The sequence below is a fragment of the Limosilactobacillus sp. genome, from assembly GCF_041859915.1.
Lineage (GTDB): Bacteria > Bacillota > Bacilli > Lactobacillales > Lactobacillaceae > Limosilactobacillus.
On sequence record NZ_JBFLGB010000036.1, the window covers coordinates 1 to 17,117 of the forward strand.

Annotated in this window: 16 protein-coding genes and 3 pseudogenes; 4 read left to right on the forward strand and 15 right to left on the reverse strand. The window is 41.7% G+C overall.

Annotated features, from left to right (window positions below):
• Positions 1-137 (reverse strand): annotated as a pseudogene (rpmC, locus tag ACEYV4_RS06085) (50S ribosomal protein L29); the annotation flags it as partial.
• Between rpmC and ACEYV4_RS06090 the strand changes: the two are divergent.
• Positions 124-468 (forward strand): annotated as a pseudogene (locus tag ACEYV4_RS06090) (hypothetical protein); the annotation flags it as partial. The pseudogenes rpmC and ACEYV4_RS06090 sit on opposite strands and share 14 nt — an antisense overlap.
• A 297-nt stretch (positions 469-765) precedes the next feature.
• Here ACEYV4_RS06090 and ACEYV4_RS06095 read toward each other — a convergent pair.
• From ACEYV4_RS06095 to ACEYV4_RS06125, 7 genes are all read right to left on the reverse strand, one after another.
• Entirely contained in the window at positions 766-1,014 is a 249-nt protein-coding gene (locus ACEYV4_RS06095) for a YkuJ family protein (protein WP_373842462.1), read from the reverse strand.
• 158 nt (positions 1,015-1,172) lie between these two features.
• Positions 1,173-2,192 (reverse strand): YbhN family protein, encoded by a 1,020-nt coding sequence (locus tag ACEYV4_RS06100; RefSeq protein WP_373842463.1) that lies wholly within the window; start codon positions 2,190-2,192, stop codon positions 1,173-1,175.
• Positions 2,185-3,219 carry a glycosyltransferase family 4 protein gene (locus ACEYV4_RS06105; protein ID WP_373842464.1) on the reverse strand — a complete coding sequence of 345 codons (1,035 nt, stop codon included), beginning with the start codon at positions 3,217-3,219 and terminating at the stop codon, positions 2,185-2,187. Before ACEYV4_RS06105 ends, ACEYV4_RS06100 begins: the two co-directional genes overlap by 8 nt.
• Positions 3,220-3,221: 2 nt before the next feature.
• Positions 3,222-4,433: a glycosyltransferase family 4 protein gene (locus ACEYV4_RS06110; protein WP_373842465.1), complete on the reverse strand. Its 1,212-nt coding sequence runs from the start codon at positions 4,431-4,433 to the stop codon at positions 3,222-3,224.
• A gap of 151 nt (positions 4,434-4,584) precedes the next feature.
• Positions 4,585-6,318 carry a phosphoenolpyruvate--protein phosphotransferase gene (gene ptsP, locus ACEYV4_RS06115; RefSeq protein WP_373842466.1) on the reverse strand — a complete coding sequence of 578 codons (1,734 nt, stop codon included), beginning with the start codon at positions 6,316-6,318 and terminating at the stop codon, positions 4,585-4,587.
• Complete coding sequence (locus tag ACEYV4_RS06120) at positions 6,318-6,584, reverse strand: phosphocarrier protein HPr (RefSeq protein ID WP_373842467.1); 267 nt, start codon at positions 6,582-6,584, stop codon at positions 6,318-6,320. The genes ptsP and ACEYV4_RS06120 overlap by 1 nt, the downstream gene beginning before the upstream one ends.
• Before the next feature lie 118 nt (positions 6,585-6,702).
• Entirely contained in the window at positions 6,703-6,888 is a 186-nt protein-coding gene (locus ACEYV4_RS06125; RefSeq protein ID WP_373842468.1) for a hypothetical protein, read from the reverse strand.
• Positions 6,889-7,151: 263 nt separating this feature from the next.
• Between ACEYV4_RS06125 and ACEYV4_RS06130 the strand changes: the two genes are divergently transcribed.
• Together ACEYV4_RS06130 and ACEYV4_RS06135 are read left to right on the forward strand one after the other, a co-directional pair.
• Positions 7,152-9,374: an AAA family ATPase gene (locus ACEYV4_RS06130; protein ID WP_373842469.1), complete on the forward strand. Its 2,223-nt coding sequence runs from the start codon at positions 7,152-7,154 to the stop codon at positions 9,372-9,374.
• A gap of 134 nt (positions 9,375-9,508) precedes the next feature.
• Entirely contained in the window at positions 9,509-10,228 is a 720-nt protein-coding gene (locus ACEYV4_RS06135) for a MucBP domain-containing protein (protein ID WP_373842470.1), read from the forward strand.
• Between the two features lie 47 nt (positions 10,229-10,275).
• On the opposite strand, the gene ACEYV4_RS06140 is transcribed toward ACEYV4_RS06135, so the two are convergent.
• Positions 10,276-11,385 carry an AI-2E family transporter gene (locus ACEYV4_RS06140; protein ID WP_373842471.1) on the reverse strand — a complete coding sequence of 370 codons (1,110 nt, stop codon included), beginning with the start codon at positions 11,383-11,385 and terminating at the stop codon, positions 10,276-10,278.
• Positions 11,386-11,589: 204 nt separating this feature from the next.
• On the opposite strand from ACEYV4_RS06140, the gene ACEYV4_RS06145 reads away from it, so the two are divergent.
• On the forward strand, positions 11,590-12,240 hold the full coding sequence (locus ACEYV4_RS06145; RefSeq protein WP_373842472.1) for a hypothetical protein: 651 nt from the start codon (positions 11,590-11,592) through the stop codon (positions 12,238-12,240).
• Between the two features lie 72 nt (positions 12,241-12,312).
• Here ACEYV4_RS06145 and ACEYV4_RS06150 read toward each other — a convergent pair whose 3' ends face one another.
• From ACEYV4_RS06150 to ACEYV4_RS06175, 6 genes and pseudogenes are all read right to left on the reverse strand, one after another.
• Entirely contained in the window at positions 12,313-15,213 is a 2,901-nt protein-coding gene (locus ACEYV4_RS06150) for a sulfatase-like hydrolase/transferase (protein WP_373842473.1), read from the reverse strand.
• A gap of 133 nt (positions 15,214-15,346) precedes the next feature.
• Positions 15,347-15,952, reverse strand: coding sequence for a hypothetical protein (locus ACEYV4_RS06155; protein WP_373842474.1), 606 nt, complete (start codon positions 15,950-15,952; stop codon positions 15,347-15,349).
• 31 nt (positions 15,953-15,983) lie between these two features.
• Positions 15,984-16,397, reverse strand: coding sequence for a C40 family peptidase (locus ACEYV4_RS06160; protein ID WP_373842475.1), 414 nt, complete (start codon positions 16,395-16,397; stop codon positions 15,984-15,986).
• 15 nt (positions 16,398-16,412) lie between these two features.
• Positions 16,413-16,667 (reverse strand): annotated as a pseudogene (locus tag ACEYV4_RS06165) (hypothetical protein); the annotation flags it as partial.
• Positions 16,624-16,860, reverse strand: a complete 237-nt coding sequence (locus ACEYV4_RS06170) for a hypothetical protein (RefSeq protein WP_373842476.1) — start codon at positions 16,858-16,860, stop codon at positions 16,624-16,626. The pseudogene ACEYV4_RS06165 and the gene ACEYV4_RS06170, both read right to left, overlap by 44 nt.
• 13 nt (positions 16,861-16,873) lie before the next feature.
• Positions 16,874-17,117, reverse strand: a 244-nt coding sequence (locus ACEYV4_RS06175; RefSeq protein WP_373842477.1) for an NAD(P)-dependent oxidoreductase, incomplete at its 5' end; no start/stop codon positions are given.

Sequence of the window (17,117 nt, forward strand, 5' to 3'; positions counted from 1 at the left end):
TTAACCCGTGCAATATCCTTACGTACTTGCTTCAGACTTGCAGTGTTTTCCAATTGGCCGGTTGCTAACTGGAAACGTAAGTTAAACAATTGTTCCTTCAATTCCTTCTCACGGTCAAGTAGCTTGTCAGTGGTTAATCCAGATTATTCTTCTATGAAAGATTACGTTGATGTTGAAGGCTTAAATGCATTTAAAGAGCTGAAGAAAAAGGGTATGACTGCTAAAGAAGCCTTTGAAATAATTCAGACTAAATCTCGGGATAATTCACGCACCCCTATGCATTGGGATGCAAGTAAGTACCCATACTTATTGTTAGCTGCATGTTTAACTGCCGGTTTAAATGGAATTAAAGAAGCCAAAAAGCCAATGAAGCCTGTTACTTCTAACGTCTTTGTTGAGATAGCTCTCAAATTTAAAAGTATTAAGCGAATTGACTTCGCAAATGTTTTGCTCCAATCACAGAAGTGATCAGAGACCCTACACATTTGATTTGTCGAAACTTTGTTCAGTTTTCAAAGGTCTACCATACTGCTTAAGCAGTGCCTAAACAGCAAACATATTTTATCATCTCAATGATGATTAGTCAATAGTTTATTCAAACTATTATAATTAATAAACTCACGAGACAACTTTATTATAGTAACAAATCTATCTAGATCTGTCAATAGCCATTTTGAAGAAACAAACTAGCCATCGCTAATCACTTCCCCGCAACAGCATGTACTAATATACCAATCATTTATAATTTCGTCAACACTTTTTTCATTAAAAAGTGTTTTTAAAATCATAAAGACAATTAAAAACCTCAATTGCAACAAGATCAATATTATCAAAGCGAAAGCGCTCATGCGGCCGGAAGCGAACATAAATATACTCTTGACGGTCATGAATATAGGTTACTTCGCACACTGGAACTCCAAATTCTTCAAAAGTTCGTCGCTGCCGATTACCAGTCTCATCAAACCGCATTGCATTTAACCGACGAATAATCGTCACTAATTGTGAAGTCCCCATTAAAAATTTTCTCCCTTCCAATAATTAAGCCTACTATGCACCTGCCATTACTTCAACTAATTTCATTTAAATCAAAAAGGCCAAAAGAAAAGCAACACTTCTCTCAAGCCTTCTCGTTTTTAAATACACAGAAAGTACATAACCACAAATTTGATATTTCACTCATCAGGATGAACCCGATCCGGTTTAATCACTAAGGCAACCATCCCCGCAATCATTCCGAAATAATACGTAATTAAACGCCATAAAATCATTGCCAATACTAGTTTAGTATTTGAATGAACAAAGCTAGCAAATAAAACGGAAAAACTATATTCGGCACCACCAGCACCACCAGGAATTGGGAATAGTGAAATAATCATAAAGATTAACACGTGTAGGCTAACTACCATCACAACATTAATATGCTGAACTCCCAATGCTAGCAAAATAAAATACGGAATTAAGTAATAGAACATCAGCTGGAAGAGAGTTACAACACAAACCCACGCCATCATCTTATACTGTTCCTTCATTTTAAGACTTTCCTGGTAAAAGGAATCCACCATTTCGTTCAAGCGGATCTTCATTTTTTCATACCGTTCCGCTTTAACAAAAAAAGCCACGGGACGGATTAAGGTATTCATTACCTTCTTGGTAAACCGGTACCAATACATTACCAAAAGCAACCCAACAATCACGCTCAAGTGGACCAAAAAACCAAAAATAACTAAAAGAGATAAAGCGTGTAACTTTTCCGCAATAAAATGAAAGCCTATCAAAAGACTAATCAAAAAATTAATAACAATCATTGCCTGAAAGACAACAAATTTCATCAAAAGGACTGAGCTAGCTTGCCCACCATCAACTCCTGATTGAAGCATTGCTACTAATTGTGCTGGTTGTCCACCCGTAGAAAAGGGAGTGATCCCGTTGAAGAGCTGCTCAATTGGCGGTAAGCGCAAGGCATCTTTCCAGGAGAAATCATGTCGTCGTTTACTCATAAAGATCTTCACCACGACTCCCTCAAGGCCAAGGTAAAGACAAATGCATAGAATAGCAACCAACATCCAGCCCCAATTCAGAGTATTAATCTGAGTAATCAATAAGCTCAGGTTAACGGTACGCAATGAATAGGCAATAATTACAACCCCGATTAAGAGCATTGTAATTAATACTAACCAGTTTCGTCTACTCACGAGTCTGTCCCTCCTTGGCTTGCTGCAGGTAAAAATGGTACCAAACCTTTGCCAAGTGCTCCTTAGAGTAACGTTGTGCTGCTAAATGTGCTTGGTGCCGCCAATAAGCTAGCCGTGCCGGATCATTACGCAATAAGGTTAATTTCATCTGCATCTCGGTAACATCGGCAGCCGGCTCATAATCGCCATCAATAATCGAATGGTAAAGATCCAGGTCACGAAGCATCACTGGCGTCCCACAACTGAAAGCCTCTAATACCGACATTGGAAACAATTCATTATATGATGGCAAAAGAAAAAGATCGGCCGCGTTATTCAACTCAGCAATTTTATCCCGAGAAACGATTCCCGTAAAGCGCAGGTTCTGAGGTGGATCTTCTACTACTTGTTTCAGCTCATGGTAGCCATCGGTCAAACGTCCAAAAGAAAAGCCTCCAGCCCACACAAATTGAACATCTTCATTTTGCCTTGCCAGACGAATAAAATCGGGGACCCCCTTACGCTCTTGAATTTGGCCACTACCTAACACAACAAAACGATTTTGGGGCAAACCAAATTTATCACGCAGTTGGGCTTTGCGAGCAGCTGTCACGGGGTGAAAGCGATCATTGTCAACAAAGTTAGGAATATAAGTAATCTTCTTCCGTGGAATCCCATAGGCCACTAATTGATCAATGAAAGATGGATTGACCACTACTAAATGGTCCATTCTTTTATAAAAAGCAATCACATAATGATAAAAGATCCCTCGAAAAGGTTGAGGAATCTTCAGACTGCCCTCTAACGTTTCCGGCAAAAAATGAACATAGCCAATTTTACGGCCACGTTTTTTGGAAAAGGTCGAAAGATAAAATGGCAAGTCAATAGTATGATAATGACTTATATCACTAGTTCGGTAACGGTTAACTGCAATATCAAATTGATCTTTAAAATTATTCCGCAATAGATTTATCAATTCATGGTAAGCACTGCCGACCCCTTGACCAGCTACCTTTTCCGCAGATGAAAACATGGTAATTTTAAGCATTCTTAACCCCTCCGGATTCGATGAAAGAACCGATGTTTAGTCTTAGTCTTCTGATGTTGCGCAAATTCAATCTGACAATCCATGTAAAATCGAACAACTCGTTGGGCAAAGACCGCTGCCGAAATATCATGCAATTTTGTCTGTCGCTTTGAATGTGATTCTTCGGTATCCTGATGGTTAAGGTAATAAATTACCCCCCGAACTAAGTCTTCCTGTTTCTGGAAGCTAACCCCAATTGCCGGATCATCAATCAATTCGTCGGTATATTTACTCCGCATTACGACAATCGGTAAGTCAGATGCCAGAGCTTCATCATAGGTCAATCCCTGTGACTCTGAATCGGAAGCCGAAACAAAGACGTTTGCCATCTGATAATAATGATAAACCTGGTCATTATTGATCTCCCCGGCAAATTGAATATGGTTAGTCAGCTTCAATTGACGGACCTGACGTTCCAAAGTTTGTCGAGCGGGTCCATCCCCCACAATCAGCAACTGGGCAGTAGGTTTCTGGGCAATAATATCCGGCATAGCCGCGATTAGAGCATGGATATTCTTTTCGTATGCCAAGCGACTAAGTGATAAAAGCACCGGTGTTTCTGCTCGGTAACCATACTTCTGGCGTAAGCGTAGACGTTGGGCCTTCGAATCACGTTGACGGTAAACCCGTAAATTAATTCCCGTTGGGATGACACGAATTGGCGCAGTGACATGGTAGCTTCTTAATGTGTCGAGAACCCGTTTGCTCGGGGCAACTACTCCGTCAATGCTCTTCATATAAAGTCGAACAAAAGTTGCAACGTTGCGGGGCTTAACGATATGCCCATTAGCAATGTAGTGCAGGTAGTCCTGGTACATTGTGTGGTAAGTATGCAAGCATGGGATCTCTAGTTCATGAGCCACCAGCTTACCAATCATTCCCAGCGCAAATTCGGTTTGATTATGGACAATGTCGAGTTTAAACTTCCGAGCCAGTTTAACCGCACGAAACGCGCCCCGAATTGCAATCCGACGCTCCGTAAAGGACACGAAGGGAATACTTGGAAAACGATAAATTCCCGCCGCTACATCATCATGCTTTGCTTGGGGATCCGTCGTGGTAAAAATATAGACATGATGCCCCTGGGCAATCAGTTCGTCGCGAAGAGTCTTAATGGAAGTAGCAACCCCACTGACTTGCGGGAAATATGTATCTGTAAAAAGACCGATATTCAAACTAATTGCTCTCCTTATTTTTATAATTTTAACCGCATTTAATTAATTAGACGCGAAATTAACATTTCATACCATTTTATGATCAATTCACAACCGTGACAAGCATTACTAATAGAAATTAAAAAAGACGTAACCTTCTCCAAGGCTACATCTAATCTTTACGTAAAATTGGCACATACTCCTTTACCAACATCTTAACCTCCCGGGCACTACGAGCAGCTAGAGCCCGGTGGACGAGCGGCTGTAACTGGCGATTATTAAGGTGACTAATTAAAGAACGAATCCGCAAGATCTGGCCACTGTTCATTGAAAATTCATCCAATCCCATCGCCGTCAGTAATGGGGTAGCCAGTGGATTGCCGGCCATTTCACCGCACATGCCAACCCATTTGCCTTCCGCATGGGCAGCGTCAATCACCCGTTTAACCAAACGCAGAACCGCCGGGTGTAGTTCTTGATAAAGGTAAGCAACCCGCGAGTTTCCCCTGTCGGCAGCAAAAAGATATTGAATTAGGTCGTTACTTCCGATGCTAAAGAAATCAACGTCTCGGGCAAAGGCATCTGCCATCACTGCCGCGGATGGTACTTCTAGCATCATCCCTACTTCGACATTATCAGCAATGGCCACCCCGGCTCGTCGAAGCTTTTGTTGTTCCTCATCTAAAATATCGCGAGCTTGGATAAATTCCTCGGGAGTTGCAATCATTGGGAACATTACCGCCAGTCGTCCATAGGCAGAAGCTCGGAGCATTGCCCGCAATTGGGGACGTAAGATTTCCGGTTTGGCAAGTCCAATCCTGATAGCCCGAAAGCCAAGGTAGGGGTTATCTTCATGCGGCAATTTCACCATTCCTAACCGTTTGTCGCCGCCAATATCCAATGTCCGAGCGACTACTCGTTGTTGACCCATGGCCGTCACAAATTTTTTATAAGCTCGAAATTGTTTTTCTTCACTCGGCAACTTAGTTTGATCCATGTACAGAAATTCTGTCCGTAGTAGACCGATTCCTTCAGCACCATTGTCCTGAGCATATTTAATGTCATTGAGCGTTCCAACATTTGCGCCAACTTCATACTTACGACCATCTTCACTGACCGTGTGTTGGTTACGAAGAGCTCCCCACGCCTGTTGTTCACGAGCAAACTCCCCCGCTAACAACTGGTAATGTTCTAGCTGCTGTTTACTTGGACGTACCAAAACCTTGCCATGAATTCCATCAACAATTAAGGTATCACCATTACTGATCTGTTTAGTAGCGGTATGAGTACCTACTACTACTGGAAGCGAAAGGGTCTTAGACATAATAGAAAAATGTGAGGTACGCCCTCCATAATCAGTAACTAACCCGGCAACATAACGACGGTCAAATTGGGCCGTATCAGTTGGGGTGACGTTGCGAGCCACAATAATTGCACGATGATCCATTAAAGCTAGGTTAGGTAACTTCACCTTCATTAAATGACTCAAAAGCCGCTTATAGACATCCTGAATTGCTAGGGCACGAGATTCAAGGTAATCATTATCATTCATTCGTTCAAAAAGGGTCAGGTAATGGTCCTTTACTACCTTAGCCGCCCACTCAGCAGTATAACCATGACGCTTGATCAAGCGCTCCAAATTGGCTAGGAAGATGGGATCATTTAACATTTTCAGTTGGGTATCAACGACGGCCGCCGCTTGTTGTCCCAAATTCCGGTGGGCACGCTGTCGAATTTGCCGTAGTTCCCTAGTGGTTAAAGCAAAAGAATCACGAAGTCGAATGACTTCATGATTCTTATCAGCTGTACACTGTTTCTTAATGGATAAATCTGACCCCACTAACAGATAAGCGGGAGCAATGGCGATACTACTGCTCGCTGCTAACCCATTTAGCAGTAATGACATTAGTCAGTCAATCCTTCCTTTTTCATTGTGTCAGCAACGGCATCCAAAGCATCCTTTTCGTCGTCGCCATTGGCAGTAATGGTAACCTTAGCATTTTGGCCAACACCAAGGGACATTACCCCCATAATGGACTTCAAGTTAACACTCTTACCTTCGTAGGACAGGGTAATATCAGAACCATACTTGGATGCAGCCTGAACCAAAATGGTTGCTGGACGAGCATGAATACCAGTTTCTGCAGTAATTGTAAAGTCACGTTTTTCCATTCTTAATCAGTCTCCTTCGAGCAGATTTACATAATTATCAGTGGCCATCTACCGCTGATACACCTCGATACGTATATTTTAGCAATTGTAAGCGTTAAATACAAGATCAGCTAGGCAATCAATGCTGACGAAGATGGTAAATAATCTTACCACCAATGTGTGCCTGTCCTTCAATCTGAGTTCGGTACGGATATGCATGATAAACCCGTTGAAATGCTTGGAAATTTTCGGGAGTAATTTTAAATTGTTTAATTTTACCAGCTCGTAAATCATCTAATTCCTGCTTAAAATCTATGTCTGCCATCTTCTCACCTCATTTTTCTTTACCTTTATATAGCCATTATGAATTGCTAACGTTTCGTCCCTTATTTTAGCATTCCTTAGTAAAGAGTGCTAAACTTTATCATGAATGTTTGACCATTCATGATTTACTTAGTGTACCAAGGAATTTGTATTTAAGGCTTTCGACTTGCACTATAACAAAAAGTAAGTATAATGTAGTTATGGTCAAGAAAGGTCAAACTATTTTCGACCTTTTCGCATCCTTATTAAGGAGGTATTTATAAGATGCTCTGTCAAATTTGTCATCAAAATCCCGCAACAATTCATTTACAAATGAACTTCAACGGGCAGCGGGCACAAATCGACCTCTGTCAAAGTTGCTATCAAAAATTACAAAACCTACAAACTAACATGATGAATGGGGGTAACGGAATGAATAACTTCAGCTTCGGAAGCATGGAAGACTTCATGAACGCTATGAACAACATGCAACGTCAAGCAGCCGGTGCAAACGGCCAAGCAGCTGGTCCTCAAGGTCAGCGTCGTGGTGGCCGTCGTGGCGGTAAAGGTATTCTTGGTCAGTATGGTATTAACCTGACCGACCTGGCACGTCAAGGAAAGATTGATCCGGTCATCGGCCGTGATAAAGAAATTAAACGGGTCATTGAAATTCTGAATCGGCGGACCAAGAACAACCCAGTATTAATTGGTGAGGCCGGTGTTGGTAAGACGGCCGTTGTTGAGGGCTTAGCCCAGGCCATTGTTTCTGGTGAAGTCCCAGAAAAACTAGCTAATAAGGAAATCATCCGTCTTGATGTTGTTTCCCTAGTTCAGGGTACCGGAATCCGTGGCCAATTCGAAAAGCGGATGCAACAATTAATGGAAGAGGTTCGTAAGAACAAGAATATCATCCTCTTCATTGATGAAATCCACGAAATCATGGGTGCTGGTAATGCCGAAGGTGGCATGGATGCCGGTAACGTCTTGAAGCCAGCCCTTGCCCGGGGTGATTTCCAATTACTTGGTGCAACAACCTTAAACGAATACCGGAAGATTGAAAAGGATGCCGCCCTTGCTCGGCGGTTCCAGCCAGTAGAAGTCAATGAACCAAGCGTCGATGAAACGATTAAGATCCTGAATGGTATCAAGAGTCGTTACGAAGATTATCACCACGTTAAGTACACCGACGACTCCATTGTTGCCGCCGTTAAACTTTCTGACCGTTACATTCAAGACCGGTTCCTGCCTGATAAGGCCATCGACCTCTTAGATGAAGCGGGTTCACGGAAGAACCTGACCTTAAAGACTGCTGACCCGAATACAATTGAAAATGAAATTCACACGGCCGAAGCTCACAAGCAACAGGCCGTTGACAATCAGGATTATGAAAAGGCGGCCTTCTACCGTGATCAGGTTACCAAGTTAAACAAGGCTAAGAAGGCAGCAGAGGAAAACCATACCGAAGATACGGCTACGGTAACCGTCAAGGACATGCAGCAAATCGTCGAAGAGAAGACCAATATCCCGGTTGGCGATTTGCAGAAGCAGGAAGAAAATCAACTTCGGGACCTCGATAAGAAGTTGGAGCAACACATCATTGGTCAGAACGAGGCTGTTGACAAGATTGCGCGGGCAATTCGGCGGAACCGGATTGGCTTAAACAAGTCCGGACGGCCAATTGGTTCCTTCCTCTTTGTTGGGCCAACCGGTGTCGGTAAGACTGAAACGGCCAAGCAATTAGCTAAACAGCTCTTTGGTTCCAAGGATGCTATGATTCGGTTCGATATGTCCGAATATATGGACAAAACATCTACTTCTAAGCTGATTGGTGCCGCACCTGGTTATGTTGGTTACGAACAAGCCGGACAATTGACCGAAAAGGTTCGTCGGCACCCGTACAGCTTGATCCTACTCGATGAAGTTGAAAAGGCCCACCCAGATGTTATGCACATGTTCTTGCAGATTCTTGATGACGGTCGGCTGACTGATTCACAGGGTCGGACCGTTTCCTTCAAGGATACGATCATCATCATGACTTCTAACGCCGGGACTGGTGATGCTGAAGCTAACGTTGGTTTTGCCGCTGAATCCAAGGGCAGTACTCACTCTATCCTTGATAAGCTAACCAACTACTTCAAGCCAGAATTTCTGAACCGGTTCGATGATATCGTTCAGTTCAACTCACTCACTAAGCCAGACCTGATGAAGATCGTTAACTTGATGATTGACGATGTTAACAATATGCTTAAGGATCGTGGCTTGCACATTGACGTTCCAGAAGATGTCGATGAAAAGTTAGTTGATCTCGGTTACAACCCGAAGATGGGAGCACGTCCATTACGGCGGGTTATCCAGGAACAGATTGAAGACCGAATTGCAGATTATGTTCTTGATCACAATGATACTAAGAACCTGGCTGCTAAGCTTGATGATGACGGCAACATTAGCGTTGTAGCTGCCGCCCCCGTTGCAACAGCCGATACCAACACAGATAACGATGATAAATAATCATCAATAAAATCGCTTAAAATCCTCCCAACTTTTCCGTAAAGGTTGGAAGGATTTTTTTATTACCGAATCGTTAGCAAAATCGGAAAAGCTGTATAATAGAAGTTAAAGATTAAATTTGACGGGGTGTAATTATGTTTGAGCAATTCAAAACCGGCAACCCAATTTGGGTCTACTATATTGACATCGATTCCGGAGCAAACTTGGTAGTGCCACAACTGCTGCGCGGCCTTATTGGCCAACTTTACAAGGTTCCTAAGAAGGAATTTCCTCATTACCGCTATGTTAAAACCGAAGGCGCCTTGGAAGGAACGTTTGATATGAAGCAACGTAGCGTCAAGGTATTTTACCGCAAAGAAAACTGGGGAGAAGTCCAAAATATTGAAATGTTCCTTGCCTTAGATGCGCCTACTACCATTTATGATACTGTTAAGGGAATGCCAGTCGGTCAGCCCCTCCCCCAGGACATTACTGTCAAGGCTTTCGAACGGGTTGCTACCAAAGATGGTGAGTTTTGGTATGAGATTGGCCCCAATCAATGGATCAAGTATGACCAGATGCACGTGGTCGATAATCCTTTCAACCCGAAGAAAGAAAAAATTGATTCCCGTTTAGCTAAACGGCTAACAATCCTTCCCTTGCATAATATCAAAGCTATCATTGACTACATCCCTGGCCGGGCAATCGATGTTTATGATGCCCCTTATGGTAAAACCATTAGTAAAATTAGTGATGGTACGACCGTCGAATTAGCCGGCAAGCTCAGCGATAACAATGAAATTACCTGGTATCAGATTGGCCCTAACAAATACGTTTCTGGCAACTATATTAAAATAATTGAAGACGATGAATAGCCTAAAAAGGTCGTCCAGTTCAAAATGAACTGGGCGACCTTTTTAAATTACTTCTCTTTGACGGGGTGTTCAATCCGATAAATATCTAAGAAGTATTCACAGATCGTTTTCACCACGGCATAAAACGGAATACACAGGATCATTCCCGCGATCCCGGCAATATGACCCGCCGCTAGTAGGAGCAGGATAATCGTCAATGGATGAATTTTGAGACTCTTACCAATGATATTTGGATAAATAATATTGCCATCAATTTGCTGGACAATCAATACCACGATAACTACTGGAATTAATTTTCGGGGAGCCATCGTCAGGGCTACAAATAAGGCCGGTGCGATTCCAATGTAAGGCCCAATGTAAGGAATGATGTTACATAGTCCGGCCACAATTCCTAAAACAAGGGCCAATGGTTGGCGGATAATTAAATAACCGATCGAGGTACAAACACCGACAAAGAGGCACTCAATTACCTGACCCGAAATATAGGCCGACAATGTATTATTCATCTTGGTTAGCAACTGATTAACTTCTTTAGCATGGTGTGGAGAAAGCCATCTCTGAATGCTCGGCACCAACTTGGAACCATCTTTGAGCATGTAAAACAACATGACCGGCACCGTAATCGTGATCACAGTGATGTTAGTGACAGTTCCTACGATATCCCCTACTCGTGACGATAAGTTTTTTAAGATTGCTTGCGCATAGGTAGCCAATTGGTGGTTTAAGTGGTGGTAAAAGGAATTGAAATCAACATCTTTAAATACAGAATGTTGAATGGTGTTATTTAAAAGATTTTGAATTCCACTGACCGTTTGCGGAAGGTGCGTGACGAGGGTGGTAATTTCCTTAACTACCGGTGGAATCAGCATCATCAATCCCCAAACAATCACCAGGATCAGTAGAGCTACCAATAACAGGCTGGCTACCCCTTTATTAATCTTGTGTCCCTTAATCCGCACCCTTAGTAATAGTTTCAAAATGGGATTAAGCATATAGTATAGGAAGCCTGATGTGATTAACGGTACAAAGACCACCGAGATAAAGGTCAAGAATGGCTTAAAGATAAACTGAATTTTGGTACAAACAAATATTAACGTGGCTAATACCAGTAGTACCAATGGCCAAAACAACCAATGATAAAATTTTTGACTAGACATCTTCTTCACCCTTAATTAAAATTGAGTACCACCTATGATAAGTCATTTCATCCACAATTAACAGTAAATGACGGTATAGTTAAACTTTAATTTTACAATTTATAATAAAATCTTTCGATTAGGTTACACAATTGTTTCAAACGTGTTACAATTAGCATGTTCAATAATTAAAGATTAAAAATTATGGAAGGGGTGCTATTTATTATGAAGCTCAATAAAAAAATCCTAAACAGTTCATTGGTAATCATGTTGGCACTAGGTCTAGCTGGTTGTGCTACTAACGCTACGCCAAATTCACATAAAACAAATGAAGCTACTAGTGCTAAGGTAGTTAAGCAAGGCAATAAGAAGACTGCTAAGAATACGAAAGCTAAAAATGATCATCAGGCTAATAAATTAGCAACCACTACCAATACAAAACAAGCTACTGGTAAGTCCACTAGTGGTGTTCAAACTAACAGTCAAAGCGGAAGTACTACCGCCGCAAGCAGTACAAGCAGTAGTGCTACTTCTCGTGCTAAGGCGAGTCTAGCTGCTGCTACTAACCATAGTAATCACAACTCAGGCACGACCACCCAAGCTAGCAACAGTCAAAGCCAGAGCACATTAACTGCTACGTCAACAACCAAGACCGCCACTACCACCAAAGCAACTGCTAAGTCTAATACTCCAGTTCACCGGGAAGTTCAGCTTGGCCTTGGGGATGTTGCCAGTTGGACCGATAGCAAGGGCATTACCCACCATGTCGACAGTGACGGAATGGATCGGGAAACCATTTCTGGTAGCTCACAGGTTAATTACCAAGATTGGTCTGGTAAACTACCACAAAACGCCGTTGTTACCCATAACAATTAAGCTATATTCAATTGAATAACACCCCAAAAGAGACTGATGAGTTTTTCTCATCAGTCCCTTTTTCGGTAATCTTTATTTCAGATACCGCAAAACATAGTGGTGGCCAGCAGTTACATCATACTGAACTAGCTGGTAATCATGCCACAACCGTTTTTGCTTCTTAGTAAAGTCAGTCTTCTTGACTACCTTTCCCTGTTGGTTAACAAATTCGTTTCGATCAACGTTTTGCTGATTACTATCCTGATTAAAGTTAACCGCCACAGCAGGCAAATCTTTATATACCCGCGTCAAAAGTGCTTGGTACCAATCAATCCGTGAATTAGTCTGTTTAGCAACCATCGCCATGAAATCATTTGGATCAACAAAGTGTGCGTTTGTTCGTAAATTCCGGGCACCATGCTGACGAGCATAGCGATTAGAATAAATAAAGTAATCGGTCTCGTGAAGGACCTGTCCATCGGTTGCCATACTATTCCCATAAATGCCAGGCAGGTGATCACCATAAAAGACAACGGTAATTGGTCGTTTAATCCGGTCAACCTGCTGGATAAATTGTTTGACATAACCGTCAGTGTAATGAATTCCCGTTACATAATCATTCAGTGAATCAGGATCCGTGCCGTTAGAAACAGCCTTAGCCTGGTACCGAGTCAAATTATTATAATAATGTTGGTCAAATGGCAAGTGATTTTGCATGGTAATCAGATTAATAAATTGACCCCCATGATATTCATGAATTTGATCTAGCGCATTGGCATAAGCCGTTTTATCCGAAAGATAAGGACTTCGTTCAATCTTATATTGGTGTTTAATTGGATATTTACTTCCTAAGTAAAGAAACTTTGTAAAGCCGAACTTTTTGTAGACGGCAATTCGATTATAAAAGACACCTTGATAAGGGTGAATAGCTACCGCATGGTGGAAGTTATCTACGATAGTCGGTTCCTTAACCAACTTGGTAACCAATTGGGTATATGGTACCGCCAACGTTGGCAAAAAGTTACTAAAGCTAAAGCCGGTCAAGGTCATGTATTCCATGTTAGCCGTGCCCCCACCATAACCGGAACTCAACATCAGGCCACCAGTTGTCTGGTGCTTCATTCTAGTAATATAGGGAACAGGATTTTGTGCCAATCGAACACCCGGTACTCGTTGAGGATTAGCAAAGCTTTCACTCAGGTTAAAAATGATTGTTTGCTTCCCCAGTTGTTGTGTTCGGTGGCGGTTGATTTGTTGAGCCCGAGCTTGATACCGTTTAACCAGTCGTTGCATCGTGGTGGCTGAATAGCCGGTCGGTTGCTGCATCACTTCAGTGTCAACATTATTTAAGAATTGAATTGTCGGCCCGTTTCTCCGTGCCCCATCAAGTTGACTATAAAAAGTCGGCTGATTGCCAATTGAGGTCAAGAAATGATTAAAAGGCCCTTGCTGATTCCAGAAAAAGCTGGTAGCCAAAATAAGTGGTAGGACAAATAACCACGTCAAACGACGCCGCCAAGTTAGCTGTAAGCTTACCGGGAATTTATGTTCAATAAAGACGACAGCCACGATAATTAAAGCAATCGCAGTCAAGCCGGTCAAAAGGGCCTTCGTATTAACCATTTTAATCAACTCAATATTGAGTGCTGTCAAGTCTGCCGGAAGGACCGGCTCAAACCGCGCTTTAATTTTGATACGACTTCCAATGATAAAAATCAAATTAAAGATTATCATAATGGCTAAACTAACCCAATAACGATTGGTTATCGCCTGACAAAATTTAATTGCCGCAAAAATAATTATCGTTGTCAGTAAAAGAAGCAATTCCCGCTGCCCCAAGGCAAAGCCTAGGGTATTGTAGGTAGCTCCATCAATATAAAGTCGCCACCCATCATTCATAAGAAGCATGGACAGGATCGCTACCAGATAACTCACGACAATAATCAATAGATTAGGCCAGAGTTGTCGTCCCCATTTTTTAAAAGTAGCAAGTTGTGTTTCAGGAGTAGCTTGACTAAATTGACTGAGCCGCTGGTTAAAGCCAATTACCAGTGGTACTCGTTGCCAAAATTGCCAAAGTGCAGCTATTAATAATGCCAGTATCTCTGCACCTATCGTCAGCAACGCTAATCTTTTCGACGACTGATTTGAACCGGCAATCTTATTTAAGATAGTAACTGTAATGGTAGCTTCAATCAGGGGTAAGTATGCCCACGTTAAGCGGATCGGCAATATTACATTCGAATTAAAAAATATTTTAACAATTCCAAAGGCAATAATAACCGTCAAAATGTTGACTATGGTAGAATAACGATCAATAGTGGAACCATTAATACTAAACCACGGCATCACAACCTGTAATCCAGTATTAAAAAGTAACGCCCCACAGATAATCAATAACCACCATCGCCGTGGCCAACTCAAATAATGTTGCCGACTTTCTAGCCAGCCCAAGGTAAAGAGTAAGGCGTAGAAAAGACTAACGTTTTGACCTGACCATCCAAAGATACTAGGCGTGAAGATCGTTGTAGCGGTAATCAAAACTAAAATTAGGATGCCGACTATTGCTTGCCAATGTCGGTCTAGCTGATCAACAACTCTGCCTAACACTAAACCAATTAATACCCCACTGATTAAAGGATACGAATTGCGTAAAAATGGTAAAGCAGCGTCATAAATCGCTGTGGTCATGGAACTTGTACTAAATAAACTAACTATTAGGCAAATGAGACAACCGATAATTAAAGTATTTAGCCAAATTTTAACCAACAACGACTTAGCATCCCGAACTCGCCGTGCCAAGTAAGCACCCAGCAAAATCATTAATATATCCGGTCCAATCATTGTCAACCCTTTACCAATTTCAAATAAAACCGTAACCAGGTTCCGACTGTGATTGTTCGCTAATTGGGGATTTAATTGCCAATATAATTGGCTAAAGCCTACCCAAAGTAAGACTACTATGTAGGCCAACCGTCCCTTCACTTTCTTCACTATATATCGCCTCATTTCATTAATATTATAACGGACAATTATTACAAACCTGTGACGTAAAAACTGAAATTAATTTCAAACAGTTATAAATTAGAAAAATGGCCAACAATTAACTTGCTGACCATCTTATTTATTATTGTTCAGTAACCGCCGTTGCAGTAACGTGGTAAGTATGTCCATTGCCACTAACTGTCCAATCATTAGTTCCATTTTGAGTAGTCTTATAACTGTCAATCTCATCCATGGAAGGAACATTTGGCCGCGGCCGGCCCTCTGATCCTGCATCATTGAGCTTATTAATAATGTGCTCTTTAACAATATTCTTAGCATCAGTAGCCGTCATTTGAGCTTGAGCTGAAGAAGCATTATCAGCTTTAACCACACTGGAATGACTACCGGACTTTACAACTTTGTATTGCGTTTGTTTACTCTGGGCAGAATTCGTCACAGATTGCGAATTAGTTTCAACTTGAGAACTAGAATTATTCTGGGCAGTTGACCCAGCAGTACTCTTCTTGTTCTTTGAAGGAGTAGTTACTTTACTTGTTTGTCCCTTAGCCTTAGTCGATGAAGACGTTGCATTTTTGCTTGCCGTTATGCTTGAAGATTTGACGACCTTAGCCGGATGCGATTCATTTTTAGCCGAACTAGGTGCCGCGGAATTATCACTGTTGCCACAAGCAGCTAACGTTAAAGCTAGTGAACCGGCAGCAAACAAAGTTATCAGTTTTTTATACATATATCTTTTCTATACACTCCTCAAATGAACATTACAGAGTTACATAATAACTAGCATTGAAGTACTTATTGTAGCCAATCTTAACGACATCGCCCGGTTCCGGAGCATGAACATAAGTACCATTGCCCAATGAAATGGCGACATGATATGGTGCACTATCACTACCGAAGAATAACAAGGCACCCTTTGGAGCATTAGCAACGTCATAATGATGCTTACCTAAAGTTTGTTGCTGATAAGTTGTCCGGTAATTACTACCAAGACCGTATGCCCATTGAACTAAGCCAGAGCAATCAAAACCAGTTGATGGTTTATTACCGCCCCAAACATAAGCAGTACCCCGCATTGATAAGGCCTTGTTAACGGCAGTGCTGTGGTCGTTTACCCAAGCCCCATCATTATTAAAATGATAGCTTTGTCCATTAATAGTCTGGTTACCAGTCATCATCCAAGTGTTAGTTGGGTCGAAGTAGTACCAATTATTGTTAATCTTCTGCCAACCCTTGTCAGCCCAGGCATTGTTAGTATCAAAGTAATACCAGTTACCGGCGCCAGACTTATACCAGCCCTTTGTTGCCCAAGCATTACTTTCATCGAAATGATACCAATTATTGTTAATCTTCTGCCAACCCTTGTCAGCCCAAGCATTATTACTGTCAAAATAGTACCAATTACCAGCACCAGACTTGATAAAAATATCCTTTGCGGCCGTCAGTAGCGCCTAGAATTGTGCCAATGATGGTGCTTTGATCCTCGGCTACAAAACATAAAGTTGGGTTTTGATCAATTACTTGTTTGATTCCTGCTCGACTGTTATCTAGCGACTGTAAATGCATCCCCGGAGTCTTTTGCCATAAAGCATATGCTTGATCATAGTCAGCGATCGTCATTTTCCTAATTTGGACCATTTTTTATTCTCCTTTAAAAATTAATTTCATGTGGACTTTGTTTACCTTTGATGATCAGTAAAGCATCATCTAAGGCCTGTTTGACCATTCTTTCGACGGCAATATCTGTATAAAAGCCAATATGCGGCGTCAAAATGACATTCGGTAATTTTTTTAATTCATTATAATGAGCAATCGGCGTTGGACCGGTAAACTTCAAATTAAAAATCTTTGTTTCACCTTCAACCACATCCAAGGCGGCTCCGGCAAGCTGCTGG